27 protein-coding genes and 2 pseudogenes are annotated in these 26,396 nt (G+C 60.9%); 17 read left to right on the top strand and 12 right to left on the bottom strand.

Annotated elements, in window-relative coordinates; all coding sequences use genetic code 11:
• Positions 1–24 precede the first annotated feature (24 nt).
• Positions 25–492 carry a type VI secretion protein gene (locus tag ACN0X6_RS04395; RefSeq protein WP_247723538.1) on the bottom strand — a complete coding sequence of 156 codons (468 nt, stop codon included), beginning with the start codon at positions 490–492 and terminating at the stop codon, positions 25–27.
• A 209-nt stretch (positions 493–701) separates the two neighbouring features.
• Between ACN0X6_RS04395 and tssB the strand changes: the two genes are divergently transcribed.
• The 13 genes and pseudogenes from tssB to ACN0X6_RS04330 all read left to right on the top strand — a co-directional run bounded on the left by tssB (position 702) and on the right by ACN0X6_RS04330 (position 14,643).
• Entirely contained in the window at positions 702–1,295 is a 594-nt protein-coding gene (tssB, locus tag ACN0X6_RS04390) for a type VI secretion system contractile sheath small subunit (RefSeq protein ID WP_417702414.1), read from the top strand.
• Between the two features lie 29 nt (positions 1,296–1,324).
• Positions 1,325–2,803 carry a type VI secretion system contractile sheath large subunit gene (tssC, locus tag ACN0X6_RS04385; RefSeq protein WP_417702412.1) on the top strand — a complete coding sequence of 493 codons (1,479 nt, stop codon included), beginning with the start codon at positions 1,325–1,327 and terminating at the stop codon, positions 2,801–2,803.
• Between the two features lie 82 nt (positions 2,804–2,885).
• Positions 2,886–3,389, top strand: coding sequence for an Hcp family type VI secretion system effector (locus ACN0X6_RS04380; RefSeq protein ID WP_017676971.1), 504 nt, complete (start codon positions 2,886–2,888; stop codon positions 3,387–3,389).
• 20 nt (positions 3,390–3,409) lie between these two features.
• On the top strand, positions 3,410–3,850 hold the full coding sequence (tssE, locus tag ACN0X6_RS04375) for a type VI secretion system baseplate subunit TssE (RefSeq protein ID WP_417702410.1): 441 nt from the start codon (positions 3,410–3,412) through the stop codon (positions 3,848–3,850).
• The gene (gene tssF / locus ACN0X6_RS04370; protein WP_417702408.1) at positions 3,834–5,621 is read left to right on the top strand and encodes a type VI secretion system baseplate subunit TssF; all 1,788 of its coding nucleotides are present in this window, start codon (positions 3,834–3,836) and stop codon (positions 5,619–5,621) included. Before tssE ends, tssF begins: the two co-directional genes overlap by 17 nt.
• On the top strand, positions 5,585–6,604 hold the full coding sequence (tssG, locus tag ACN0X6_RS04365; RefSeq protein WP_417702406.1) for a type VI secretion system baseplate subunit TssG: 1,020 nt from the start codon (positions 5,585–5,587) through the stop codon (positions 6,602–6,604). Before tssF ends, tssG begins: the two co-directional genes overlap by 37 nt.
• Positions 6,604–9,153, top strand: a complete 2,550-nt coding sequence (gene tssH / locus ACN0X6_RS04360) for a type VI secretion system ATPase TssH (RefSeq protein ID WP_417702404.1) — start codon at positions 6,604–6,606, stop codon at positions 9,151–9,153. The genes tssG and tssH overlap by 1 nt, the downstream gene beginning before the upstream one ends.
• Before the next feature lie 41 nt (positions 9,154–9,194).
• A complete protein-coding gene (locus ACN0X6_RS04355) occupies positions 9,195–9,989 on the top strand; it encodes a hypothetical protein (protein ID WP_417702402.1) in 795 nt (264 codons plus the stop codon).
• 101 nt (positions 9,990–10,090) lie between these two features.
• Positions 10,091–10,186, top strand: a pseudogene (locus ACN0X6_RS04350) (hypothetical protein); the annotation flags it as partial.
• A 477-nt stretch (positions 10,187–10,663) separates the two neighbouring features.
• Positions 10,664–10,765: pseudogene (locus tag ACN0X6_RS04345) on the top strand (hypothetical protein); the annotation flags it as partial.
• A 75-nt stretch (positions 10,766–10,840) separates the two neighbouring features.
• Positions 10,841–12,025 carry a Bd3614 family nucleic acid deaminase gene (locus ACN0X6_RS04340; RefSeq protein ID WP_417702400.1) on the top strand — a complete coding sequence of 395 codons (1,185 nt, stop codon included), beginning with the start codon at positions 10,841–10,843 and terminating at the stop codon, positions 12,023–12,025.
• Between the two features lie 61 nt (positions 12,026–12,086).
• The gene (gene tssI / locus ACN0X6_RS04335) at positions 12,087–14,093 is read left to right on the top strand and encodes a type VI secretion system tip protein TssI/VgrG (protein WP_417702398.1); all 2,007 of its coding nucleotides are present in this window, start codon (positions 12,087–12,089) and stop codon (positions 14,091–14,093) included.
• A gap of 7 nt (positions 14,094–14,100) precedes the next feature.
• The gene (locus ACN0X6_RS04330) at positions 14,101–14,643 is read left to right on the top strand and encodes a toxin-antitoxin system YwqK family antitoxin (protein ID WP_417702396.1); all 543 of its coding nucleotides are present in this window, start codon (positions 14,101–14,103) and stop codon (positions 14,641–14,643) included.
• Here ACN0X6_RS04330 and ACN0X6_RS04325 read toward each other — a convergent pair whose 3' ends face one another.
• Positions 14,644–15,039, bottom strand: a complete 396-nt coding sequence (locus ACN0X6_RS04325) for a DUF4280 domain-containing protein (protein WP_417702394.1) — start codon at positions 15,037–15,039, stop codon at positions 14,644–14,646. It lies immediately after the preceding gene.
• 47 nt (positions 15,040–15,086) lie between these two features.
• Complete coding sequence (locus ACN0X6_RS04320; RefSeq protein ID WP_417702393.1) at positions 15,087–15,383, bottom strand: hypothetical protein; 297 nt, start codon at positions 15,381–15,383, stop codon at positions 15,087–15,089.
• A 509-nt stretch (positions 15,384–15,892) separates the two neighbouring features.
• On the opposite strand from ACN0X6_RS04320, the gene ACN0X6_RS04315 reads away from it, so the two are divergent.
• The 3 genes from ACN0X6_RS04315 (at position 15,893) to radC (ending at position 17,504) form a co-directional block, all read left to right on the top strand.
• On the top strand, positions 15,893–16,162 hold the full coding sequence (locus ACN0X6_RS04315; RefSeq protein ID WP_037002022.1) for a hypothetical protein: 270 nt from the start codon (positions 15,893–15,895) through the stop codon (positions 16,160–16,162).
• Positions 16,159–16,506, top strand: coding sequence for a LasR-specific antiactivator QslA (locus tag ACN0X6_RS04310; RefSeq protein ID WP_417702390.1), 348 nt, complete (start codon positions 16,159–16,161; stop codon positions 16,504–16,506). The genes ACN0X6_RS04315 and ACN0X6_RS04310 overlap by 4 nt, the downstream gene beginning before the upstream one ends.
• Before the next feature lie 491 nt (positions 16,507–16,997).
• On the top strand, positions 16,998–17,504 hold the full coding sequence (radC, locus tag ACN0X6_RS04305; RefSeq protein WP_417702724.1) for a RadC family protein: 507 nt from the start codon (positions 16,998–17,000) through the stop codon (positions 17,502–17,504).
• A gap of 337 nt (positions 17,505–17,841) precedes the next feature.
• Here the strand turns inward: radC and ACN0X6_RS04300 are convergent, their stop codons facing one another.
• The 6 genes from ACN0X6_RS04300 to moaB form a co-directional block, all read right to left on the bottom strand.
• Complete coding sequence (locus ACN0X6_RS04300; protein WP_417702388.1) at positions 17,842–19,803, bottom strand: methyl-accepting chemotaxis protein; 1,962 nt, start codon at positions 19,801–19,803, stop codon at positions 17,842–17,844.
• Between the two features lie 587 nt (positions 19,804–20,390).
• The gene (gene ubiT, locus ACN0X6_RS04295) at positions 20,391–20,852 is read right to left on the bottom strand and encodes a ubiquinone anaerobic biosynthesis accessory factor UbiT (protein ID WP_417702386.1); all 462 of its coding nucleotides are present in this window, start codon (positions 20,850–20,852) and stop codon (positions 20,391–20,393) included.
• The gene (locus ACN0X6_RS04290) at positions 20,849–21,736 is read right to left on the bottom strand and encodes a U32 family peptidase (protein WP_280052301.1); all 888 of its coding nucleotides are present in this window, start codon (positions 21,734–21,736) and stop codon (positions 20,849–20,851) included. The genes ubiT and ACN0X6_RS04290 overlap by 4 nt, the downstream gene beginning before the upstream one ends.
• 7 nt (positions 21,737–21,743) lie before the next feature.
• Positions 21,744–22,733 (bottom strand): ubiquinone anaerobic biosynthesis protein UbiU, encoded by a 990-nt coding sequence (gene ubiU, locus ACN0X6_RS04285; protein WP_280052300.1) that lies wholly within the window; start codon positions 22,731–22,733, stop codon positions 21,744–21,746.
• A 77-nt stretch (positions 22,734–22,810) separates the two neighbouring features.
• Positions 22,811–24,043, bottom strand: coding sequence for a gephyrin-like molybdotransferase Glp (gene glp / locus ACN0X6_RS04280; protein ID WP_417702383.1), 1,233 nt, complete (start codon positions 24,041–24,043; stop codon positions 22,811–22,813).
• Positions 24,040–24,594: a molybdenum cofactor biosynthesis protein B gene (gene moaB / locus ACN0X6_RS04275; RefSeq protein ID WP_280052298.1), complete on the bottom strand. Its 555-nt coding sequence runs from the start codon at positions 24,592–24,594 to the stop codon at positions 24,040–24,042. The genes glp and moaB overlap by 4 nt, the downstream gene beginning before the upstream one ends.
• 174 nt (positions 24,595–24,768) lie before the next feature.
• Here moaB and ACN0X6_RS04270 point away from each other — a divergent pair, with 174 nt between their 5' ends.
• Positions 24,769–24,990, top strand: coding sequence for a DUF3079 domain-containing protein (locus ACN0X6_RS04270; protein WP_280052314.1), 222 nt, complete (start codon positions 24,769–24,771; stop codon positions 24,988–24,990).
• 2 nt (positions 24,991–24,992) lie between these two features.
• Here ACN0X6_RS04270 and ACN0X6_RS04265 read toward each other — a convergent pair whose 3' ends face one another.
• The 3 genes from ACN0X6_RS04265 to pdxH are packed head-to-tail and all read right to left on the bottom strand — an operon-like array spanning position 24,993 to position 26,363.
• A complete protein-coding gene (locus tag ACN0X6_RS04265; protein ID WP_280052297.1) occupies positions 24,993–25,439 on the bottom strand; it encodes a molybdenum cofactor biosynthesis protein MoaE in 447 nt (148 codons plus the stop codon).
• A gap of 1 nt (position 25,440) precedes the next feature.
• Positions 25,441–25,689 carry a molybdopterin converting factor subunit 1 gene (moaD, locus tag ACN0X6_RS04260; RefSeq protein ID WP_280052296.1) on the bottom strand — a complete coding sequence of 83 codons (249 nt, stop codon included), beginning with the start codon at positions 25,687–25,689 and terminating at the stop codon, positions 25,441–25,443.
• Between the two features lie 20 nt (positions 25,690–25,709).
• On the bottom strand, positions 25,710–26,363 hold the full coding sequence (pdxH, locus tag ACN0X6_RS04255) for a pyridoxamine 5'-phosphate oxidase (protein WP_280052295.1): 654 nt from the start codon (positions 26,361–26,363) through the stop codon (positions 25,710–25,712).
• Between the last annotated feature and the right edge of the window lie 33 nt (positions 26,364–26,396).

Raw genomic sequence — 26,396 nt, 5'->3', positions numbered from 1 at the left:
CATGCACGCAGCGTGCGCAACTGGCTAGCGATCCCGATCCGTCAGCAGACGCATTTCCCTGCTATCGAAGCGAAGCCACACACGACCTGATTCGCTCAGGCGCAAACGGTGCGCACCAGGAGTGTTATAGCCGGCGAATACCAAAAGTCCAGCAGCCTGGTCACCAGAGAAAGGGAAGTCGCGAACGTCGCGAAATTGGCCGGGCACCAGCTCCAGGCTCCACACCGAAAACAGTTGCCGATAGTCACGGCGGTACTGATCTCGCTCGGTGAACCACTGTTTGGAAGGAATCTCCGACAGCAGCTTGAGCAGGTCTGGATCGTGCACTGCAACGAAGTCCACAGCGATAGGCGTGTCGTCATTGGCGCGTTCTGCTACATCGAGCGTCAGGCTATCCAGTCCGATCCTCTCGCCCCGAAAACCACATCCGGTCAGCATGAGAATCAGGAGCAGCAGAGCAGGAAAGCAGGAAATCGGACGTCCCTGTGTCATGAAGACTTCACCTTGAATTTCACATTTGCAAATTTATAGACCTGATCTAGCGTCTATGAAAGTTCGTCTTCATGACGGATGTGGATGGATCGTCAAGGACGGGCTCGGTGTTCGGCTACCCCGTTGCAGTAGCGGTCCAGCAAGGGAGTGCGAGCATAGGATCCTTCCGCTGCATTGCGCTCCAGGTACTGCCCCGGAGCCCAACCAACATGGCTGAGAGCACGCAACACAAGCTGGACCGGATCCGTCCGCCACGGGTCCAGATCACCTACGACGTCGAAATCGGTAACGCGATCGAAAAAAAGGAACTGCCTCTCGTGGTCGGTATCCTCGCTGACCTCTCCGGCAAACCGGAAACACCGTTACCCAAGCTGATCGACCGCCGCTTCACCGAGATCGACCGCGACAATTTCAACGAAGTACTCGCCTCCATCGAGCCGCGCAGCACTTTGCAGGTGGAAAACACCATCAGCGGCGACGGCAGCAAGCTCAACGTTGAACTGCGCTTCCGCCACTTCGACGACTTCGACCCAGTCAACATCGTCAATCAAATCACACCACTGCGCCGTTTGTATGAGGCGCGCCAGCGCTTGCGTGACTTGCTGACCAAACTCGACGGCAACGATGACCTCGACAAACTGTTGCAGGACGTAGTGAGCAATACCGAAGGCCTGCAGGAGATCAAGTCCTCACGCCCAGAGAGCGAATCTCCAGCCCAAGCCGCAGTCAACGCCGACGTCGAAGCACCAGTCGATACCCCTGCTTCCGACGACGGTGAAGCACCGACCGAACCCCAGGCCTGAGCGCCCCTTGAACATCCGGAGATGACGCAATGGCCACCAAAGCCGGTGCTTCCAGCGAGAGCACGACCCAGACCCTGACGCTGCTCGACCGAATCATTGCCGAGGGCCGAATGGCCCACGACGAAAGCCAGCAGGACTACGCCCGCGACATGCTCGCGGAATTCGCCACTCAGGTGCTTGACGAAGGCATGGCCATCGACAAGGACACCGTGGCCATGATCAACGACCGCATCAGCCAAATCGACAAGCTGATCAGCGACCAACTCAACGAGGTTCTGCACCATCCTGACATGCAGAAGCTGGAGGCCTCCTGGCGAGGCTTGCACATGCTGGTGGACCAGACGGAGACCAGCAGCCGCCTGAAGCTGCGCCTGCTCAACGTCACTCAGAAGGAATTGCAGAACGATCTGGAGAAAGCCGTCGAGTTCGACCAGAGCTCGCTGTTCAAGAAGATCTATGAAGAGGAATACGGCACCTTTGGTGGACACCCATTCAGCCTGCTAGTGGGCGACTATGCATTCGGCCGCCATCCGCAAGACGTCGCCCTGCTGGAAAAACTCTCCAACGTCGCGGCCGCTGCCCACGCGCCATTCATCGCCGCCGCCAACCCCAAATTGTTCGACATGAACAGCTTCACCGAGCTGGCCGTGCCTCGCGACCTCAGCAAGATCTTCGAGAGCCTGGAGCTGATCAAGTGGCGTAGCTTCCGCGAGAGCGAGGATTCGCGCTATGTCTCACTCGTGCTGCCGAATTTCCTCCTGCGCCTGCCCTATGGTCCGGACACCAATCCGGTGGAGGGCATGGACTACGTCGAGGACGTCAACGGCACCGACCACTCCAAGTACCTCTGGGGTAATGCCGCCTGGTTGCTGGCACAGCGCATCACCAACGCCTTCGCCAAGTATGGCTGGTGCGCGGCTATCCGCGGCGCCGAAGGCGGTGGAGCGGTGGAGGGCCTGCCGGCACACACCTTCCGCACCCTGTCCGGCGACCTGTCGCTGAAGTGCCCGACCGAAGTAGCGATCACCGATCGCCGCGAGAAGGAACTCAACGACCTCGGTTTCATCTCTCTGTGTCACAAGAAGAACACCGACATGGCGGTGTTCTTCGGCGGTCAGACTACCAACAAGGCCAGGCTCTACAACACCAACGAAGCCAACGCCAACGCCCGCATCTCGGCCATGCTGCCGTATGTGCTGGCAGCATCGCGCTTCGCCCACTACCTGAAGGTGATCATGCGCGACAAGGTGGGCAGCTTCATGACTCGCGACAACGTGCAGACCTACCTCAACAACTGGATCGCGGACTACGTGCTGATCAACGACAACGCGCCCCAGGAGATCAAGGCCCAGTACCCCCTACGTGAAGCACGCGTGGACGTCTCGGAAGTCGCCGGCAAGCCGGGCGTCTACCGCGCCACGGTGTTCCTGCGCCCGCATTTCCAGCTGGAGGAGCTGACCGCGTCGATCCGTCTGGTGGCCAGCCTACCGCCGCCGGTAGCGGCCTGACCCGACGCCCCCGCCGGCCGTTCCGACGGGGGCTCGCCCATATCACGATCCACCCTGTTTCCAGACCCAGGAGTTATCCGCGATGGATGCCATCATTCTCGACCTCGGCGACGACATCAAAGGCGACAGCCTGCTCGAGGGCTACACCGACAAGATCGAGTTGATGTCCTACAGCCACAACGTGGCAATGCAGGTCACCAACGATGTCAGCAACTCGGAGCGCACCTCCGGTAAACCGCACATCGGCGAGTTCACCGTTACCAAGTTCGTCGACACCGCCACCCCCTCGCTCAACGAATACTGCTGTGCCGGCAAACCCATCACCACAGCCAAGATCACCATCGGCCGCAACGCCGCCGAAGGCGACGGCAAGCTGCTGCCGTTCATCATCTACACCCTCGATAACGTGGTGCTTTCCAACGTCAGCGTCAGTGGTGGTGCGGGCGGTAAGCCGGTGGAAACCCTGTCGCTGAACTTTACCAAGATTAAATGGGAACTCACCGCACAGAAGGACGACGGCACCAAGGAAGGCACCGCCGCCTCCACCTGGGACCTGGCCGCCAACAAACTCGTCAAGTCCAGCTAAGTTAAGGACACCACCGCTCAATGCCGCACAGCGGACTGCTACCCCCACTGTTCGAGCGCCTCTCCACCCAGTTGGACGAGGCACCGGACTTCGACCGCAACGCCCTGGCCGAGTCCGTCCGCCTGGAGTTGGCGCGCCTGCTCAACACTCGTCGCCCGCGACGAGCGCCCGGCCGGCCGCTCACGCTGCTCGACTATGGCATCGCCGACTGGACTGCCCTGCAAGCCCTGCGGGTCGATGACCGCCGTCTTCTGCTGCGAGAACTACGCGCTGCCATTCAGTACTTTGAACCACGCCTGCAGTTGAGCGAGATCGATGTCGAGGCGCTGCCCGACCAACCCCAGCGCCTCGGCATCCGCCTGGCCGGGCGCCTACGCGGTGGTCGCCGCTCCTGGCCTGTGTTGTTCCTCCTCGCCCCCGGCGACGACGGTCTAGAGGTACGCCATGAGCGACTCGATTGATGCCGATCTGCTGGACTACTACCAACGCGAACTCACGTGGCTACGCCACGCCGGTGCCGGTTTTGCCCAGCGCTACCCTAAAGTGGCGCGACGTCTGGAGCTGGCCCCGGACGAATGCCCGGACCCCCACGTCGAACGGCTGCTGGAGGGCTTCGCGCTTCTTAGCGCACGGCTCCACCGGCGTCTCGACGATGACTACGCCGAATTTAGCGACGCCCTGCTGGAGCAACTCTATCCACTGGCCCTGAGACCCATTCCCTCCTGCAGCATCGTACAGTTCGAGCCGGACCCGACTCAGGGCAACCTCGCCGAGGGTTATACCCTGCCTCGTGACACACCACTTTTCGTCACCACCCGAGACGGTGCCAGCGTGCACCTGCGAACCAGCGCCGAGGCGGTGCTCTGGCCGCTGCGCATCCGCGAGGCAACCCTGCTGGATGGCGACGCCGCCGTGGCCTTCTCCGGCCACCCGCGCGCGCGCTCGGCACTGCGCCTGACGCTGGAATGCCTGGGCGAATTCGACTGGGCGGAGCTAGCGGTGAGCCGTCTGCGGATTCACCTCGCCGCTGCACCGATGACAAACGCCACCCTATACGACCTAATGGCTGCCCACGGCCTCGGGGTCTGGAGCGGCGCGCCACAAGCCCCGCTGCAAGCAGTGTCTGGCGATGTAGTCCCGGTGGGCTTCGGCGACCACCAGACGCTGCTGCCTGACGAAGACGGCCAACACCCCGGTCTGCGCCTGCTGGCAGAGTACTTCGCCTTCCCCGACAAGTTCTCGTTCTTCGATCTGCCGCTGCTGCCACCGATCAACGGCGGGCGTGACTGCCAGGTGCTGATCGCCTTCGATCGCGCCCCGCTGGGCAGGCCGCACCTGCAGGCCAGCGAACTGCGCCTGGGCTGCGCGCCAGCAATCAACCTGTTCCCGCGCACCTCTGAGCCCTTGCGCCCGGACGGCACCCGCAGCGAGTATCGACTGGTGGCCGACGCCCACCGCGAGAACAGCGTGGAGATCCACAGCATCCGTAACCTGCGTGCCGCCACCCCGCAGGGCACGCGCCGTGTGCCGGCCTACTACGGCCACAGCCACATCGGCGAAGGTCTGTACTGGCATGCCCGTCGCGTCCAGGGCCTGAATCCGGCTCGGCCCGGTAGCGACCTGCTGCTCAGCCTGGTGGACACCGCTTTCGACCCGTTGCAAGACGCCCCCGAATACAGCCTCACCGCCGAGCTGCTTTGTACCAACCGGCACCTTGCCGAGAATCTACCCGCCGGCACCCGCCTGGGCTTCGAGCGCCCCGGCCCGGTGGCGCTGGCCAGCCTGCTGACCCCGCCGACACCGCAGAGCCTGCCGCGTCTATCCGGGCCCTCGCGCTGGCGACTGGTGTCCCAGTTGAGCCTCAATCACCTGTCTCTGGTGGAAGGCCCGGAGGCCCTCGACGCACTGCGCGAACTGCTGCACCTGCACAACCTGCGGGACGAGGCAGGGCCAAGACGACAGGTGGAAGGCCTAATGGAACTGACCTGCGAGCGGGTGGTGGCGCGAGTCGGCGACGACGCGTGGCGTGGTTGGCGCAACGGCCTGGAGGTGCGCATCCGCCTGGACCCGCAGCATTTCGCCGGCACCAGCTCTGTACTGTTCTCCGCCGTACTGGCGCAGTTCTTCTCCCTCTACGCCACGCCCAACCGCTTCGTGCGCACGGTGCTGGTAGACGCCGACAAGGAGATCCGGACATGGCAGCCCCAGGCCGGCAAGCCCCTCAGCCTCTGAGCCGGCTCCTGCGCGAAAAGCCCCAGGCCTTCGAATTCCTCCAGGCCCTGTTGCTGCTGGAGCGCGAACGCCCCGATGCCACACCGCTGGGTCAGGGCAGCAGCCCGGACGACGAGGCCCTGCGCCTGCGCGGGCCGCTCACACCGACCTTCGCCGCCAGTCAGGTGGAACGCCTGGAGGAACAGCCTGGGCAGCCGCCGGTGCTGAGCACCGCCGTGTTCGGCCTCGGTGGCCCGGACGGCCCCCTGCCCTATGCCTACCAGGAATGGCTGCAGCAGCGCGCGCGCCACAAGGACCACGCCCCGGCGGAATTCCTCGACCTGTTCCACAACCGACTGCTCGCTCAGCTCTATCGGGTGCTGAGTCGTCATCGCCTGGCCCTCGGCTTCCAGCCACCCGAGCGGGCCCCCGTCCACCAACCCCTCCTGGCTCTGGCCGGTCTGCTGCCGCGAAGCCTGCAGCAACGCATGGACCTGCCAGACGCAGCCCTGACCGCCCGCGCGACGCTGTTCAACGGCCCGCGCCGCTCAATGGCCGGCTTTGCCGTGCTGGTGCGCCACCAGTTCGGCGTGGCAGTGGACTACGAGGCCTATCAGGGCGCCTGGCGGGAGATCCCGCCAGCCAGCCGCAGTCGTCTACAACGCGGCGGGCGCAACCTCGGCCTGGGCCGCGACGCCATCGCCGGCACCCGGGTCTGGGATGAGCACGCCGGCATCCGTCTCACCCTCGGCCCGCTAAATACCGAGCAGGCCAACACCTACCTACCCGGCGGCGCGCAGCACCAGCAGCTTGCCGACCTCGCCGGGCTCTACCTCGGCCCCGACATGGACTGCCACCTGCGCCTGTTGGTGCGCCCCGGCGCGCCACTGCGCCTGGATCGCCGCCAACCGCCGCGTCTACGCTGGAGCGGCGGGCTGCACCTGGCCGCCGGCAGTTCCCTGCAACGCATCGACACCCGCCTGCGGTTCAAGGAGATGCCCTGATGGAACTCGCCGCGCTGATCGGTCGCCTCAACGCCGAGAGCCGCCGTGCGCTCGAGCACGCCGCGCAGCGCTGCCTGCAACGCACTCACCATTACGTGGAGATCGAGCACCTGCTGCTGGAACTGCTCGACATCGAAGGCGGCGATTTCGCCTGGCTGTTGCCCCGCTTCGGCCTGGAACGCGACAACCTGGCCACCGAAATTAACCGCGCCCTGGAGCTGTTCAAGGCCGGCAGCACCCGCACCCCCGCCCTCTCCGCCCAGACCATCGGTCTGCTCGAAGACGCCGTGGTGCAGGCCAGCGTGCTGGGCCAGGCGAGCATCCGCTCCGGCCTCTTGCTGCTCGCCCTGCTCGACCGCGACGAGCGCCGTAGCCTGCTGCTCAACAGCGCCTCCTCGCTGCTGCGCATCCCCCGCGAGGCCCTGCGCGCCAACCTGCTGGAATGGACACAAGCCTCCCGCGAATACAGTGGTGGCCCAGGCCCGGCAGGCAAGGCTCGCCCCGCCCAGGAAGCGTCTCAGGACAGCGTGCTCGACCAATACACCCAGGATCTCACCGCCGACGCCCGCGCCGGGCGCATCGACCCCATCGTCGGGCGCGACGGCGAAATCCGCCAGAGCATCGACATCCTCCTGCGCCGCCGGCAGAACAACCCGATCCTGGTCGGTGCCCCCGGCGTCGGCAAGACCGCCGTGGTCGAAGGCCTGGCCCTGCGCATCGCCGCTGGCGACGTGCCGCCGCCCTTGCAGAACGTCATCCTGCGCGTGCTCGACCTCGGCCTATTGCAGGCCGGCGCCGGGGTCAAGGGCGAGTTCGAGCAGCGCCTCAAGGGCGTGATCGACGCGGTGCGCAACAGCGAGCAGCCGATCATCCTGTTCATCGACGAGGCCCATACCCTGATTGGCGCCGGAGGCAGCGAAGGCGGCAGCGACGCCGCCAACCTGCTCAAGCCTGCCCTGGCTCGTGGCGAACTGCGCACCCTCGCCGCCACCACCTGGCTGGAATACAAGAAGTACTTCGAAAAGGACCCGGCCCTGGCCCGCCGCTTCCAACTGGTGCAGGTGGAAGAACCTGACGAAGCCACCGCCGTGGAAATGCTGCGTGGCGTCGCTGCCAAACTGGAACAGCACCATGGCGTGCAGGTGCTCGACAGCGCCATTCAGGACGCGGTCAAGCTCTCCCATCGCTACATTTCCGGCCGCCAGTTGCCGGACAAAGCCATCAGCGTGCTCGACACCGCCTGCGCCCGCGTCTCCCTCGGCCAACACGACGTGCCGCCACCGCTGGAAAGCCTGCGCCACCGCGAAGTGGCGGTGAGCGAAGAACTGCAACGCCTGCGCCGCGAACAGACCACCGGCCTCGACCACCGCGAACGCATCACCACCCTGGAGCAGGAGTCCATCAGCAACCGCAGCGCCATTCGCGAACTGGAAACCCGCTGGGGCGAAGAACGCGAAGCCGTGCGCGAATTGCTGGAGACCCGCCGCGAACTGCTGGCCTTGAGCGAAAGCGCCGATACCAGCCAGCCCGACGAAACCCTGGATGAACGCAGCGACTACCTGGCTGCCGAACTGGCGCGACTCGAGGCCGGCCTCGACGCCATCCGCCAGGATGACCCTCTGGTGCCCGAACAAGTGGATTCACGCACCGTAGCGGCGGTGATCGCCGGCTGGACCGGCATCCCCATCGGCAAGATGCTCGCCGACGAAGCCTACGCCGTGCGCACCCTCGGCCAGCGCCTGGGCCAGCGGGTCATGGGTCAAGACACCGCCTTGGGCACCATCGCCCAGCGCATCCAGGCCTACCGCGCCGGCCTCACCGACCCGGCCAAGCCGGTGGGCGTGTTCCTGCTGGTCGGCCCCACCGGCGTCGGCAAGACCGAAACCGCCTACGCCCTGGCCGACGCCCTCTACGGTGGCGAACGCAACCTCATCAGCATCAACCTCTCCGAGTACCAGGAGGCCCACACCGTCAGCCAGCTCAAGGGCGCCCCGCCCGGCTACGTCGGTTATGGCAGCGGCGGCGTGCTTACCGAAGCGGTGCGCCGCCGCCCTTACTCCGTGGTGCTGCTGGACGAAATCGAAAAGGCCCACCCCGACGTGTTGGAAGCCTTCTACAACGTCTTCGACAAGGGCGTGATGGAAGACGGCACCGGCCTGGTGGTGGACTTCAAGAACACCGTGATGCTCGCCACCAGCAACGTCGGCGCCGAACTGGTGCTGGACACCCCCACCGACCAACTCGGCAGCGACGCCTTCACCGAACGTCTGCGCAAGGTGCTGCTACAGGCCTTCCGCCCCGCCTTCCTCGCCCGCATGACCGTCGTGCCCTACCGCCCGCTGGACGAGGCGACCCTGGAAAGCATCGTCTTGGCCAAGCTGGAAAAACTGCGGGAGCGCTACAAGGCAGCGACTGGCAAGCAGTTCGACTTCGACCCCGCCATCGTCAAGGCCGTACTTGCCAAATGCAGCGCAGCGGGCGCGCGGGATATCGAGAATGTGCTGATGGCGGAAGTGACGGGGAAATTGGCGGAGTGGGTGTTGGAATGATGCGGGCGACAAAAGCAAAGTGAAACACGTGAGGAACTTTTATGGCATACAACAAAGTCACGACCGCCATTGATGCAGCGATAAAATCACTAAAATATATACACACAAAAAATTCGATGACTCAAGTATTTGGCTGGATTGACACATGGCAAGGAATTTCCGGGAAGATTCACAATACCTCCAGTGCTTCACTTCCATTTGACCAGAACGGGATAAAGATACTTGTCGGCGGTGTTGCGTCGCACATCAATGCCCTCACCTATACCGATGCAAAATCCCTGGCCAAAAGCATCGATGCGCTTGCGATCGGCTCGGACCATCTTGAAGTAAAAAACAATGTAGTATGGCGCTCCTTATATCAGATGGAGGATCGCGACTATCCGTTCATGGATATCAACGGCCAGATTGCCGATTGGCTACTCTCCACCATTCCCTGCCACAATTGTGGAATGGTAGTTCCAGAAAGCCAGATTCAGATCGACCATCACATGCCTCAAAAGGATGGCGAGGATCTTTACACGCTTAAAATGGCACGTGCGCAAGGACTCACGACAGCTGCTCCGTCAGGAAGTAAAGGACAGGCCGCCGCGAACCTTGCCGGCCTGATTATTCATCCTATTGCACGCAATATTGGGGATTATGATCATCTAGCCAACGCAACCGCTTCTGCGAAGTGGACGACCAATGACAAAGGGACTGCGTTTCTGAGCATGCTTGCCAGCATCGGCGCATTGGGCGACTTGCAGAGGATATGCAAAAATACCTTGTTGAACCTCGTTCCTCTCTGCGGAGAATGCAATAGAGTCAAGTCAGACTGGGTAAAGCCCATCATCTGAAACCGAGCCCAGAAGAACCTGCCTGATCCAGAGCGAAAAAGAGCGAAAAGGGGACAGATTTATTTATTGGCGTCCCCACTGATCCAAAATAAATCTGTCCCCTTTTGCTGAAATGCAGCGCGACAGGCGCGCGGGATATCGAGAATGCGCTGATGGCGCAGGTGACGGGGAAGTTGGCGGAGTGGGTGCTGGAGTAGGAATAGCAACACATCCACAACAAAAAGCAAATGTTATGACTCGCCAAATAATGAATCAAAATGCGTGACCTCTTTATAAAAGAGCACAACTATTGCCCCACCAAGTCAGAAGGAGTTTTTTGAGCATGATCAACATCAAAGAAAACCTAAAAGACATAAATGCAAAAAATCTTTTAAATTCTTTAATCTGTTCCGCAAAGATAAAAAAACGAAACAGTAGAGAGCCTGCCTAGGAGCAACGCCTTTGTTCTTATTCGATTACCAGAAGAGCGCTCACCAACTGCCATGGAGACTATAAATACTTCAGAAAAACCAAATGGAAAAGGGGTGACGGTCGAATATCTTATGAGGAATGCAATTTCCATTAAAATCAATGGCTCTGCCGACAGCACTCCCTGGTACGTCTTTCATTATAATAACGGCAACTCGTATGATACGCCAGGCACCACAGGCACTGGATCCTGTCTAGTTCCTTTCAAGGCCGTGCTCGCCAAATGCAGCGCAGCGGGCGCGCGGGATATCGAGAATGAGCTGATGGCGCAGGTGACGGGCAAGTTGGCGGAATGGGTGTTGGAGTGAGCATTCTGCGAAAGCAACAATTTACCAATACATCTTAAATTGAATTTAATCCAACGTATAAGGAAAGACCAAGTCATGCCCATCCCAATCCCCGAGTATTTAATGTATGGAGCGTATTGCCTGAACCAGCAACTCGGGCATGACATTGCCATTGCCGCACGTGGAAACGGCACAATAATTTCAATCGCCCGAGATACACGCGCAGGCCCTAACGACATCTCCACCCCAATAGTCAATCTACTTCAGAACAACCCCAACCTCGGCGGACAATACGACCTATTCACGACCTATGCACCTACCGAAGCCTGCCAAGGAATGGCAAAGATACGAAGAGTTCGATACATATACGAAATGACTGGCGCGGGCCTCCAACGCCGAGGGCTTAACGGTGCTCCCCCATGGGCATTAACACCTCTTCCCGGCGTACTTCCCAGCACCCCCGGAAATGTCATTCCAGGATTTGCAGGTATGAATGCTGCGCAAATGAGAATCGCCGCCTCGGCAAGGTTGAGTACAATCCGGGCAGCCACCGCCCCAGACCCAATAGCAACGATGAATATCCGTCAGTCCATCCTGACCACTAGGGTTCACGACAGAGTGACACCTCCTCCTGCTATTCCAATCCCACCGGCTGGTGGCGCTATTGGCGGAGTGATAACGCCACTTCGCAGGCGACTGTTCCTTATCACGGCATACGCGCTAGTCGCGGCGAGAGACTTTGCTGGCAATGCTAACAATGGGCACGCAATAGGCTGCGTTTTGGTCGATACCAATAGCGCAATTCTAGGCTGTTCGTTGAACAGTGTCTCGACAAATAGCACATACCACGCCGAAACCCTGGCAGTCATGCAATATCTGGCCTCCAATGGATTTGCTGGACTACCGCTAAATTGCAACATCTTCACCACTCTACAGTGTTGCCATATGTGCGCAGGACTAATCGTCACAGCGGGGAATGGCGCTACTGCGCATTACGGACAACCGGATATCGCGATGAACAACAATGCTCTCGCTCGCGGTGTATCCGGAAGCAGTGAAATTGAAAGAAACTATGTCAACTTTACCCACCAGCTCGACACAGCACTCGGCGGCTGGAACAACACCATAACCGCATTGAACAGTGATACAGCAAAACTTTTTTCCGCCGAGGCTATACATCAATTCAGGCGACTCAAATATGAAATCACGACCCCTCAAGACACATTACTCTGGGCACAGTGCCAAACCATCATAAATTCAATCCATCCAAATCTCGTGTGAGCGGAATATTCTATTACGGGAAAAATGATCCCTGCATATCGGTTACCACAGAGAGGCTTCAATGCCCCGCCCCACCGACACCACCGCCAGCCTCTCCCTCAGCGCCTCCGCCCTGACGGATCTTTACCCCCAGACGCTTTCCGGGGACGAAGCGTTGAATGAGTTGGGCAGCCTGACCCTCCACGGCGACAGCGCCACTGCGCTGACGTTGAGCAGTGCCGTGGCCACACATATCACCGCCACTCTGCACAACGACGCCAACCAGCGCCCTCTCGATGCGCTGGTCGCGGAGATCCGCCAGCTCCCCGCCGATGCTACGGCAGACCGCTATCAAGTGGTGCTGCGCCCCTGGCTCTGGTGGCTGACGCTGGCCAGCAACAACCGGGTGTTCCAGAACCTGTCCACCAGCGATATCGTCACCACCATTTTCAAGGCCCACGGCTTTACCGACTTCAAGCTGTCACTCTCCGGCAGCTACGAGCCGCGCGAGTATTGCGTGCAGTACGGCGAAACCGACTTCGCCTTCGTTTCGCGGCTGCTGGAGGAAGAAGGCATCTTCTGGTTCTTCACCCACGAAGACGGCAAGCACACGCTGGTGCTGGGCGACAGCAGCGATGCCTTCGTGCATATCCCCAACGGGCCGAAGGTGCCCTACCTGGGCCAGGGCATCGGTGTGCGCGAGCTGCATGGCATCCGCTCGGCGCAGTACAGCGTGCAGGCGGTGAGCGGGGTGTACAGCGCCACGGACTACGCCTTCACCACCCCCACCACCTCGCTCTACAGCCAGGCCGAGGCGGTGGCAGGGCCGCTGTCGACGTACGAGCACCCGGGCGGCTATATCGCCAAGGCGCGCGGCGATGCGTTGACCAAGCAGCGCGTAGACGGGCTGCGCAGCCAGGAGAAGCGCCTGATCGGCGAGAGCGACTGCCGCTGTCTGGTGCCCGGCCACTGGTTCACCCTCACCGGACACGACGACACCAGCCTCAATATCGACTGGGTGCTGACCTCGGTCACCCATGATGCCAGCCACGAGCACTACCGCAATCGCTTCGAGGCCATCCCCAAAGCCACCGCCTACCGTCCGCCACGGCTCACACCCAAGCCGCGTATGCACACCCAGACCGCGCAAGTGGTGGGCAAATCCGGCGAGGAGATCTGGACCGACCAGTACGGCCGCATCAAGATCCAGTTCCCCTGGGATCGCGACGGCAAGAACGACGAAACCTCGTCCTGCTGGGTGCGCGTGGTGCTGCCCTGGAGCGGCAAGGGCTTCGGCATGCAGTTCATCCCACGCATTGGCCAGGAAGTGATCGTCACCTTCATCGACGGTGACCCGGATCGCCCGCTGGTCACCGGCTGCGTCTACAACGGCGACAACACCCTGCCCTACGCCCTGCCGGACAACCAGACCCAATCCGGTATCAAGACCAACTCCTCCAAGGGCGGTGGCGGCTTCAACGAGCTACGCTTCGAGGACAAGAAGGACGCCGAGGAAGTCTTCCTCCAGGCGCAGAAGGACATGAAGGTCAACGTACTCAACGACAGCACCGCCACCATCGGCCACGACGAAACTCTCACGGTGCAGAACGCCCGCACCCGTACGGTGAAGGAAGGCGACGAGACCATCACCCTGGAGAAAGGCAAGCGCACCGTGACCATCCAGACCGGCAGCGACACCCTCGATGTGAAGGACAGTCGCACCGTCAGCGTCGGTGCCGACCAGACCCACAGCACCGGCGGCGACTACAGCCACACCGTCAGCGGCAACTACGAGCTGACCGTGGACGGCAACCTCACCATCAAGGTGACCGGCACCCTCACCCTGCAAAGCAGCGGCGACCTCACCGCCAAGAGCGACAAGAACCTCACCACCCAGGCCGGCATGGCCCTCACCGACAAGGCCGGCACCTCGCTCACCAACCAGGCGGGCACGTCTCTAGACAACAAGGCCGGCACCACCCTGACCAACGACGCCGGCGTCAGCCTCACCAACAAGGCCGCTGCCGAACAGACCGTGGATGGCGGCGGCATGCTGACCATCAAGGGCGGCCTGGTGAAGGTCAACTGAGGCGCCCATGTCCAACGGCAATCTCGACCTCACCCGTGGCGACAGCCGCCTCCAGGGCACACTGCAGGACGGCGCCCTCAACGGCCCGGTACGCATCCAGGAAGCCGGTCGCCCGCAGGCCCGGCTCGGCTACACCAACGGCGTGCTGCACGGCCCCAGCGTCCTCTACCACCCCAACGGCCAGGTGTCGGCACAACTGCCCTACGCCGACGGGCGCCTGCATGGCGTGGCCCAGTACTTCGCCGCAGAAGGCTGGCTACAGCGCAAGGTCGCCTACCGCCAAGGCTTGATGCACGGCGAAGCGAGCAGCTACTACCCGGACGGCAGCCTGGCCGAACTGGAGCTGTATCGCGATGGCGTGCGCGACGGTCTCTACCAACGCTTCCATGTCAACGGCCAGGTATCGCATCGCAGCCGCTACCTCAACGGCAAGCCGCTGGACGAAGGCCAAGGCTTCGCCGAAGACGGCCGCCCACTGAACGTCGAAGGCAAACCCATCTCGCGGCTACGCTGGTGGTGGCGGCGCTGGCAGGAATCGGCCGAGGCCTGATCAGGGAATCAGCATCTGCACCTGGCCGGGCATAACGACCTTGATCACGCCGGCCCAATTGCACATCAGGGTGCTGTTGGAATCGAGCGACGGCATGTTACCGAGCAACATGGTCGGTGGTCCGCCCGGGATCCAAGGTGTCGCGGTTGCCGGTATACAAGGCATGGGCGTCAACACACCCAAGGCTGATGCAGTCGCGGCAGCGACCATGGGGTTGGCAAGGCTCTGGCACATGCCGAAAGGCAGGATATTCACCAGCGGGATGTGATCCATGATGTTCGCCGCAGGCATACCCGCCGTGAGCGTACGGTTCTGCGGCAACACGTTCAACATGCTAGGGGCGATACCAAAACTGCACTGCAGTGTGGCACCGCTGCATACCTGTGGACAGCCCATTGATACCCTTCCTGGTACGGCTCTATTTCGGCTAGTTGAAACTCACATCAACGATTCGAAGTCTCCGCTTCCCGATGCACTCGAACCGAAGAGATATCCAACTCCTCCACAAGCGCTTCTTGGTCCCGCTGGCCGGTTAGTTGACCTACCAGCTCCCACTGCTGATCCAGCTCTTCATTGATAGCCTGCATGCGCTCAATCATGCGCTTGGCTGAATTCTGCAGTGCTGCATCCTGGCTTCGCAGCTGTTCGAAGGCCATTGCGGTTACGGATGCGGTGATGTGGGTCATGCTGCGAGCCATGAGGCCCAGCAACTGTATCAACTGCTCTTCCTTGGCAGACATGGCTTACTCCTACAACGGCTGATTACCAGCGTAGCTGATAGACACGCTGAATACGGAGGTAAGGCTGTAAGCCAATAGCCATAGATGGAGTACGACCTCAGCCCTACCTGCAACGAGAATGACTGTCCCCTCCCGATCAACTACGCCACAGTAGGTTGCCATCCTGAAACCCTCGGGCTAGAGTGCGCCCGTCGTGGTAAATCCCACGGCCGGGTGTAGCAACCTAGGAAACCAAGATGCGGCAGCGTCATAGCGCATAGCCAGTGCCTCGGCACTGCGTTATCGCGTCTCTATGGCGGGCCGTACGGGGCAGGCTTTTGCCTGGCCGGTTCCCTTGGTTCCCGGTTTGCTACCCCCGTGCGGTCCGCCTCCATATTGTGTAGCAACGATTGGTGGCGGCTCCTTAATCGAACCAAGGAGCATAAGGAAAATGCGCTACCCCTTTTTTACTCGAGAGCTCCGCCTTGGGCTTCAGGTCTTGCTGTCCACCTCTGATCCGGAGGTGCGCCATGGCTGAGTTCGAATCCTGCGTTGTACCTTTCCCATTGCAGCGAAGCCCGCTACATGAGTCCGAACGCTCTCCCCTACCCTCTGAAGCCGCAGCCGAACTGCGTGGTGTCATGCTCGGCAATCTGCTCGATCAACTGGCTGAACCTGAAGGTTTGCAGCCTGCGGATCTGCGCGTACGTATCGCTGCTTATTCAGCGCTGGCTCTGCTCGATGAAATGGTCGTGCTCTATCGCCGCGCCCTCTCTGATGCTCGAGGAGGTGCCAGATGAGCAAGGGTGTGATGACCTACCTTCCACCTCAAGATGGCCATCCAGGTATGGAGATCACCTGGGCTGGCGATTGCAGAGAGGCATTCGACCAAGGCGTGAAGCTGGCACAGACTTGGCTCGATAACGCCCGCACTGGATGGCTATGGGCAGTGATGATCGCGGAGCGCGATCTGCTGCCCTGCGCTATTGAAAGGCGAGCTTTTGAGGTGGGTTTCCTGAGTCGTATCCACCAGCGTATGTGCTCGCATCTTCGCTGCGGTGAGCAGGCCGAGATCTATACCGCGGGTGATTGTTTTGGCCACAGAAAGACCCTGACTCTCGCCGAGGCGAGGTGTCAGGGCTGACCTGAGCCATGGCAAATGCCAATGAAGTGGCCTGTTAAAACAGACCGGAAGGAAGGTTCTGAGCTAACGGAGTGCATGGGGTCAGCATCCTGCCTGTTCGCACTTCGTTAGCCCAGAGACCGGAGAATATTTTGGTAGCGGCCATCTGCCAACCCCGCAGGATGGGCCATTGGTCACATAGCGCGATATTTCTCCTGTCTCTCAGACTGGCTGTTGTACGCCATGGCCGCCTTTCTGCTGCTCGCTCACAACGCCTCTGGACGTTTATGCCGGTCGATAGAGCCTGCGCGCTGCGCTTGCTGGTGGCGCCTGAGAGATCGTTGGAATGGCGGTCTTGCTGTTTCCTATCAACCTATCACGGCGTTCTCGCCGTCAAAGGCTGCATGCGCTTCGCGCATTTGCGGCAAGGCCGGCTATCGCCCCCTGACTGCTGCGCTGCGCCGTGCTGGGCCGGTTCCGGGCAATTCCGCCCGAGCAACTGGAGCATGATCATCTCGCAGCCTTCTCTCGTCTTTGACGCTTCTCTGATGATTCGCGACGAGCAAGGTCGCTATCTGCCTGCCACTGCAGACCAAATCCTGGACGCTGCTCGCAAGGTGATCGATCAGAAGGTTCAGCGAGGTGCAGCCTTCACGTCTTCGGAGCTGGTCAAGGAGTACCTGATCGCGAAGCTGGGTGGCTTTGAGCACGAGGTTTTCTCAGCACTGTTTCTGGATGCCGAGCATCGCCTGATCCAGTACGTCGAGATGTTCCGCGGCACCATCGACAGTGCATCTGTGTACCCGCGTGAGGTGGTGAAGGAAGCACTGCGTCTGAATGCAGCTGCAGTGATCTTCGCGCACAACCATCCAAGCGGAAATCCAGAGCCAAGCCAGGCTGACAAGGTTCTCACACAACGCTTGAAAGAAGCCTTGGCGCTGGTAGATGTCCGCTCGCTGGATCACATCATCGTGGCAGGCCAACGCACCGTATCTTTCGCCGAGCTTGGATTACTATGAACCCAGGGGGCTGAGCCCCCTTTTTGCTGCGCCCTTTCAGACATGCGTAGCGTGTTGTCGCCATGCTCCGTAACCGGGTCCTAAAAGTACTACTCACGGCACCACTTAAAGAACTGGTCGCTGGCACTGCGCAGTGCATCGGGTGTCTTGGTTTCGATGCAGGCGGAAGCGCCGCGCTCTTTCGGCCTGCGACACAGGTAGGCGAAAGCGCTGGCTCAAAATCTCGGCGCATAACCCAAGCCGGCACGGCAGGTAACGGCTGGAAAACTCCAAGCGCACCAAGGGTGCCCAAGCCATAACGCTGCATGGCTGTTAAGCCTATGGCAAGCGCAGCACCTCAAGCGACTTTGAACCGGCCAACCAGCTGCTGTTGGTATTCAGCTAGGCGCGCCAGCTCCAAGCTAGTCATCGCCGTCTGTTCTGCACCGGCGCTCACCTGAATCGCCACGTCGCTGATTTCGACGATGTTGCGGTTGATATCTTCGGCCACTGCACTCTGCTCCTCAGCTGCCGTCGCAATCTGAAGGTTGCGATCACTGATCGCCGAGACTCCTTCAGCAATTTCGATCAACAACTCACCCGCTCGCCCGATATTGCTGGCCCCGGCCTGCGCCTTCGACAACGTCTCCTGCATTGATCGCGCAGCTCTGTCGGCACCTCCTTGTAAAGTAGCGATCATTTCCTGAATGCTGCCCGTCGATTCCTGGGTTTTCTGGGCAAGCACTCGCACCTCGGACGCAACCACGGCAAAGCCTCGTCCATGCTCACCGGCACGTGCTGCCTCAATCGCAGCATTGAGGGCGAGCAGGTTCGTCTGATCGGCGATGCCCCGAATCACATCCAGTACGGAGGAGATCGAATCACTCTCTCTCTTGAGGTCGGCGATAATGTCGGCGGTTTCATCCGCCTGGGTGGACAACTGACGAATGAGGCCGATGGTACTTTCTATCTCGGCACGTCCTTGCACGGTGTTAGCATTGAGTTGCTGCGACAGCTCGGCGGCATCGTTGGTGCTTCTCGCGACATCCCTTACGGTCGCGCTCATCTCGTTGATGGCCGTCACGACCAATTCTGTTCCCTGGCGCTGTTTGTCGATGCTCTGACTCGTCTGCACCGTCACGGCTGACGACTCCTCGGCAGCTGTGGCTACTTGCGCGGTGGCATTGCTGATCTCTCCTATGACATGTCGCAGTTCAACTGCCATCGCATTCAAGTTGCGCGATATCTCTCCAAATTCGTCGCTGCCTTCGTACAGCGCTTTAGAGGTCAGATCTCGTGTTGAAAGTGCTACCAGCGCATGATTGACGTCCCGCACGGCCAGCTTGATGTTCCGAATGATGAGGTAGGAAAGGCCCGCTACTACCGAGAGCGCAATGACCACCGCCGCCAGTGTGAGCCACAACGCCTCGTAAGCCCCATCGCGAGCACGCCCGGCCAACCGCCCCACATCCTGCGCCAGCTCCTGCTCCAACTCCCCCATCAAGTCGATCCGCTTGGTCGCCGTCTCGAACCAACTCTCGCTGTTGACATCCAGGCGTTGCCCAATCGGTACGTCAAAGGCAAGGCGCTGGAGTCTTTCTACCTCTAGCGCGCTCGGATCTTGTAACTTCTTGTCTAGCGCGCGGACGAATTGTGCGTCAGCAGTGCGACGGAAGCCGTCCATATATGCCGAAAACTCACCCAGGTTCCGGCTGAAGGATGCAAGCATCGGAGCATCGAAGTGCCCCTGATTAAAGACGACCCCAAGCATTGCGCGCTCACGACCGGCCCGTTCCTTCATTTCGATGAACTGGTTCAATCCACCTAGAGCTCGCGCAAGCCCCACGTCTTCAACGCTACGCTCCACCGCATGGGTAAAACCGATCAACGCCTTGATATATCCGGTAAAGCGAGCTCCGGACTCAACATTGCTGATTGCTAATTTATCTACCTGCGCACGCAGGGGCTGAAGCTCATCGAGTGCTGTCAAAGCGGCACCGATCAGAGCGCCGTTGCGTACGGATAATGCTCGTGCGTCATCTAACGCCTTGTTAGTAGCTTGCCGCATCTCCGGCAACCGACGACCCATGATCCGCCCTTGGCTCCCCAGATAGACGCCGCTCGCACCTCGCTCGCGCTGCAGAGCGGTGATCAGATGGCTGACGGTCTGCGCCGCCTCACTTGCCTCCACTGTCTTTTCCATCTGCCTTACGGTGTTATAGCTATCACTTGTGAATGAGCCCGCCAGCCAGAGAAAACCAATCATGGGACAGGCGAGTATCAAGATGAGCTTCAGGCTCAAGCGAATATTTCTAAGCATGTGGACCTCAATGCTCCGCTCTGCGGAGCTGGAAGTTGCAGAAGGCAAGTACATCTCACGTTCGGCGTCGCCGATAGGAAAGCGCGCCGGGGCGTTTAATATGTTTGTTTCGAGCCGCTAGACTTCTGGTATGTGGGCTGGGGCATTGCCGGCAAACACCCGCTCCGTAGAGTTTCGGCCACAGTCTTGGCAGGTGGGGATTCTTGGTGCTTTCTGGTGCCGCTCACCTGACCTAAGTCAACAAAATACCGCCGACTCAACGCCGCTCATCGGACGAGATGCAGCGGCATAAATTGGCGTGAAGCGGACAAATAATCGGTCCCAACCAGATGCCACCAGTCTCTCGCCATCTAGCGCGATCGCGCAGTACGCCTTGACGCATACGAATTTCGACGCGTCATTTTCAATAGCCGCTAAGCCGGTAGATTCCGGCATAACGCAGGAGCCTATGAACCGACGCTGAAACGCCGACCGATGTCATTCTTGGCGGTGAGCAAGCTTAATCGCCACGGATTTCGTGGAGGCCTCAACCCTTGAGAAGATGAGGCCATGAGAAAGACTACGACCTACTCCCCCTGAAATCCGTCTTAGCGCACCGCCGCCCCCATCTCTCGTACCAGTTGCCAGAACCGAGGTGGCAACTGATCGGGGTCAAGACCGTCAAGCAGGTTTTTTACACCCAGGCCCAAGTCAGTGTCGCCCTCAATCACCAGACGCCGGCGGAAGAACAGAGTGTCAGGATCTTCCTGACGGCTGGCCAGCAGCAAGAAGTCGCGCCACTGCCCTCGGATGCACACGTCCACTGCATGGCGCCGGGTCACGCGCAACTGCGTGTCCTCGTAACTAAGGCACCAAGTCAGACCCAGGTCGATGATCTCCAGGCGCAACCAACGATTATGCAGAAGGTCGAAGGCGCCCTCGGCCAGCGGCGCAGCGAACAGCCGCCTAGCCGCCTGCTCGATGACCAGGCGCTGCACGACGAAAGGAACGTGCCGTCCATACGGCAACAACGGCTCACCGAATTTCACCAGCCACCGCGCCATGCTCATAGGCCCACAGCCTCGATCGTCACCATGCCAGGTCGGTCATGCCAGTAGCCGTTGCAGCCACTGACCGCCAGTGGTGGCAGCGCCCCGTCGCGCACCGCGGCGAAGTCGTCGATCACCTGCCCCATGCCCTCGCTGCGCGGGCTCAGGCGCAGCACATCCACGCCACACGCGGCAATGGCCTGATAGTCGGCCAGCAGGTTTCCGACCTCGGCGGACATAGTCTGGATGCCGTTGAGAGTGAACAGGGCCTGCCCCTCCTGGCTGAGAAGCGGAATGCCCTCGGGGTAGTTCTGGCAGCAGAACTGGCAGTCGTCCTTTGGCCGGTTCTCCGCCCGCGCGGTGAAGCAGCGCGCCGAGTAGGCCAGCGGGAGATGGCCGTAGGCGAACAGCTCCACTTTAGGCCGACCAACCTGCAGTGCATCGAGTTGCTGCAGGCAGTCCTGCAGCAGGCGACCGGAACACTCCACCGGCGGCACCCAGCGTTCCAGACCGCACTCCAGCAACTCGCGCAGGGCATGGGCGTTGTACAGGTTAAGCGACGGCCCGGCGACAAAAGGCCGGCCGCGCTCGACGAGCAGTTGCACCGCGCCCATGTCGTTAGCTTCCACCAGCAAATCGCCGTTGTCACACAGGCGGCGTAGGCTGGACAGCTCGGAAGCCGCCTCGACCAGCGCCAACCCGGACAGCACCAGCTCGGCGCGAGTGCACTCTCGCAGCTCTCGGGCCAGACCGAGCCAGTCGTCCAGCGACAGGGCACGCCGCTTGGAACAAACGGTTTCGCCCAGGTAGATGATGTCAAGCGGTTGGGCGGCCATCTCGGCGTAGAAATCCAGCAGTTTGCTGCGGCTCCAGTAGAACAACACGGGTCCCAGGCTCAGTTTCATAGGTTCCTCACTGCCAGGATCGGTGATATGCACCGAGGGTCGTCTGGCTGCCTTCAGACAGTCCCGCCAGGTCCTTGCGCCAGCGCTCTTGCACGACGAAGCGACCGCTAGCATGGGCATCCAGCGCTTCGCGCCAGACCCGCGTGACCTGCTCGACATAGGCTGGGCTGCGCTGGCGCCCCTCAATCTTCACCGCAGCGATGCCCATCTCGGCCAGCTGCGGAACCAGGTCGATGGTGTTGAGGCTTGTCGGCTCCTCCAGCGCGTGGAAGCGCTGGCCGTCGACCAGGAAGCGGCCCTTGCACAGGGTCGGATAGCCGGCCGGCTCCTCGCGCGCGTAGCGGTCGATCAGTACGCCGCCCAGGCGCGAACTAAGCCCTTGGGCATCCTCCTGCCAGCGCACAGCCTTGGCCGGCGAGCACACGCCGCAGAGGTTGGGCGACTCGCCGGTAACATAGGACGACAGATGACAACGGCCCTCGGCCATGATGCACAGACTGCCAAAAGCGAATACCTCCAGCGGCACAGTGCTTTTCTCAGCCACCTGGCGCACCTGAGCCAGCGACAGCACCCTTGGCAACACGGCGCGACGGATGTTGTAACGCTGCTGGTAGAACGCCAGGGCGGAGATGTTGGTGGCCGAGCCCTGCACCGAGAGGTGCAGGTTGAGATCGGGATACCGCCGACTGGCGTAGGCCAGTACGCCAGGATCGGCAGCGATCAGAGCATCCACCCCAAGGGCGGCGGCTTGATCCACTGCGCGCTGCCAGCGCGCCCAGCCCTGAGGCTGGGCATAGGTATTGACGGCGACATAGAGCTGTCGGCCACGCTGGCGGATCAGGTGTAGTCCCGTCTCCAACTGACGTTCGTCCAAGTTGAGCCCGGCGAAATGACGGGCATTGGTGTCATCGCGAAAGCCCACGTAGATGGCATCCGCGCCTTGCTGCAGGGCAGCCTTGAGGGCGGGTAGACTGCCTGCCGGACAGACAAGATGCATGAGTCGACTCCTACTTCAACGACGATGCGCCACTCTAGGCATCGTGAAACTAAACGCCTTGATTGTGGTCAAGCCACTCATGCCAACAAACTATCCAACAATAGAAAACCCACCGTTTCACCGGCAACCAGAGTTCTCCCCGCTTCAACCACCGCAAGGCCTTCCGCCCAGCACATCCCTGTCAGCATGGCCGAGCCTTGGTGAGCGTGCGGAACCACAAGCAGCCCATCATCTGAACCTTCTAAACGTGCACGCAGGTACTGGCGCCGAGTGTTAGCCTTGGGCCAATCGAACCCGGCCGCTACAGGCAGTGCGCGTGGTAATACCTCACGTCGCCCCTGCGCCGCTAGGAGGAATGGACGGGCTATAACCAAAAGAGTGAGTAATGCCGCCACCGGGTTTCCTGGCAGCCCAATCCACGGAGTGCCGCAGACATGTCCAAAAGCGAACGGTTTGCCTGGCTGGATGGCTAGGCGCCAGAGGTGCAGTTCGCCGAGATCGCGCACAGCTTGTTTAAGGTGATCTTCCTCACCAACCGAGACGCCCCCAGAGGTAATCAAAACATCCCACTCAGATGCCGCCAGGCTTAACGCGTCACGACTTGCGCTCAACTCGTCGACCAATACGCCGCAATCACCCACCTCGACCCCCCAAGCGCGCAGGGCACCGAACAGGCTGTAGCAGTTGGCGTTATAGATCTGTCCCGGGCGTAACGATTCACCAGGTTCGCGCAGCTCGTTACCGCTGCTCAGCAGGCCAACTCGCAGACGCCGGCGCACCGCGACCTCGGGAATCCCAAGACTGGCCAGCAAGCCCAGTTCCGGTGCACGTAAATGTTGCCCGGCTTCCAGCACACGGGCCCCTCGCTCGTACTCCTCACCCCGCCGACGGACGTGATCGCCGAGGTGGCATGGAGCCAGCCAGACTCCCTCCCCCTCCAGCCGAGCCAGCTCTTGAGGAACAACGCTGTCGGCACCATCCGGCAATGGTGCGCCAGTAAAAATGCGGACTGCATGCCCGTGCGGCAAGACCTCAGAGGCCACATCGCCAGCGGCAATCCGCCCAGCCAGCGGCAAACACCCACCCTCCGCCGGCAGATCACTCGCACGCAAGGCGTAGCCATCCATCGCACTATTGTCCCAGGCCGGCATCGGCCGCAGGGCATGCACGGGCTCGGCCAGGGTCTTACCCAACGCCATGCCCAGAGGCACCCACTCAGCCAGGGGCGGACTTGGTACTTGTGCTAAAAGGTCGGCAATGGCTTCGTCGGCCGGGCGCAGTCCGGCTTGGTCGCAGCCGCAGGCGTTCATGAACGTGCTCCGCACAATGCCGGCGCCTGCTCGGGCAAACGCTTGAGATGAGGTACGAAATTGCAGGGTTTGGTACGGCTGTCCAACTGCTCAAGGAGGATGCCATTCCAGGCTGTGCGACAGGCACTTGGGGAGCCGGGTAAGCAGCACACCAAAGTGCTGTTACTAAAACCGGCCAATGCGCGCGATTGCACGGTAGAGGTGCCGATTTCACTCAGGGAAATTTGCCGGAACAGCTCGCCAAATCCATCCACGGTTTTATCTAGCAACGGAGTCACTGCCTGTGGTGTGTTGTCGCGCGCAGTAAATCCGGTACCACCGGTGATCAGCACTACTTGCACCAGCGGATCAGCGATCCAGATGCTTAGGCAAGCACGGATCTGCCAAATATCGTCGGGCACCAGGGCCCGCTCGTACAGGGCATGCCCGGCCTCCTCCAGTGCGCCTATCAGCGCTTGACCGGAGCCATCAGTAGTTAGGTTTCGGGTATCGCTGACGGTCATTACCGCGATACGCAATGACTGAAACTCTGGATTGGACAGGTGAGCCATGCTGGCGCCTCCATGGTGTGAATGGATGCAGCCTGAGCCTGACGGCCAGCTAAGCCCATTCCCCAATGGAGGTACCACCAGGCGTCAATGCAACTGATCTTGACCCCGGTCAAGGCTGATACGTATTACAGCGCTAGCCTGATACAAACTGATAGCGAGACGGGAAGCGCAGACATGGCCAAAAAATTCCCCCTGCACCCCAGCCACCCAGAACGCATCTGCTGGGGGTGTGACCGCTATTGCCCGACAAACTCGCTAGCCTGCGGCAATGGCGCCGATCGCACCATGCACCCTGCTGAGATGATCGGCGATGACTGGTACCTGCATGGCGACTGGGGTATCGAGGTGCCAGAACCAACGACAGAAGATGAGCAGCCAGTTCGCTTGGTGAGTTAACGCTACCAGCGTTGTGCTGCCTGCTGATCGCTGCTGCGCGCCACTACCCATTGCCCACCCTGCCCGTCCATTTCCTTCTTCCAGAATGGTGCGCGAGTCTTGAGCTGATCCATAAGGTAGGCACAAGCCTCGAATGCTGCCTGGCGGTGGGCGCTGCCGACGCCAACGAAGACGATGGGCTCGGCTGCTTGCAGCAGCCCATGGCGATGCACGATCAACACATCCTCCAGCGGCCAGCGGGCTCGCGCCTCGACCTCAATGACGGCCAGGGATTTCTCCGTCATACCGGGATAGTGCTCGAGAAATAGCGCTCGCACTTCGCCTTCGTCGCTATAGTCGCGAACCAAGCCGACAAAGCTGGCTACCGCACCAGCGCCGGCGCAGCGACGCTGCAGCTGGTCGAGTAGCTGCGCTGCGGAAAAGCTCTGCGCCTGTACCTGCACGCTCATCTCAACCTCCTGTCACGGGCGGAAAGAAGGCAACCTCATCGCCATCCGCAAGGGGCTCATGCACGCCACAGAGCTCTTGGTTGCGCGCACACATCAGGTTCTGCGCGGCCAGCGCCGACCAGGCGCCACCGCGCGCCACCAAGCTCTGGCGCAACTGCTCGACACTGGCCAGCTGCGGCTGCCAGTCCAGGCGCTCACGGTCCAGCCCCAGACGCTCGCGGTAACCGGCAAAATAGTGAACCTCCAGCATGATTGCTCTCTCCTTCGTATTCAGGGGGCCAAACGTTCGCGGCACCAGCCCTTGGAGTCACGCCTGTAGCGCAATCGGTCATGCAGACGATCCGGTCTGCCCTGCCAGAACTCCAGGCTGGCAGGTACGACCCTGAAGCCGCCCCAGCCTGCCGGGCGAGATGGTTCTACCTCCATGAAACGTTTCTGCGCGATCTCCAGGCGTGCTTCAAGCTCCTCCCGCCCACCTATGACCTGGCTTTGCTCACTGGCCCAGCAGGCCAGACGACTGGGCAATGGGCGGTTGGCGAAGTATATGTCAGCCTCCTGCGCCACAACCCGCTCAACTTCACCCTCGATGCGCAACTGACGCTCCAATGTGGGCCAGTGGAAAAGCAAGGCTGCTCGCGGATTGCTGGCCAGCTCCTGACCCTTGCCGCTGCCATAGTGGCTATAGAACAGCAGGCCACGCTCATCGATGCCCTTGAGCAAAACCACACGGCAATGCGGCTGCCCCTTAGCATCGACCGTTGCCAGGGTCATGGCATTGGCCTCGATTGGCGGGGCCTCGCTAGCAATCGCCTGATCGAGCCACTCATGCAATAACTGCAAGGCTGACTCGGGAGCCTGGCGTTCCAGCAACTCACTAACCTGATACTGGCGGCGCATGCCGCTCAAATGAAAACGCTCGTGCATGGCGAGTGCTCCTCGATGAAACTCCGCCAGTCT

Origin of the sequence: Pseudomonas sp., from assembly GCF_048269965.1 — a bacterium.
Taxonomy (GTDB): domain Bacteria; phylum Pseudomonadota; class Gammaproteobacteria; order Pseudomonadales; family Pseudomonadaceae; genus Aquipseudomonas.
This window is presented reverse-complemented; position numbering and strand designations above follow the sequence as displayed.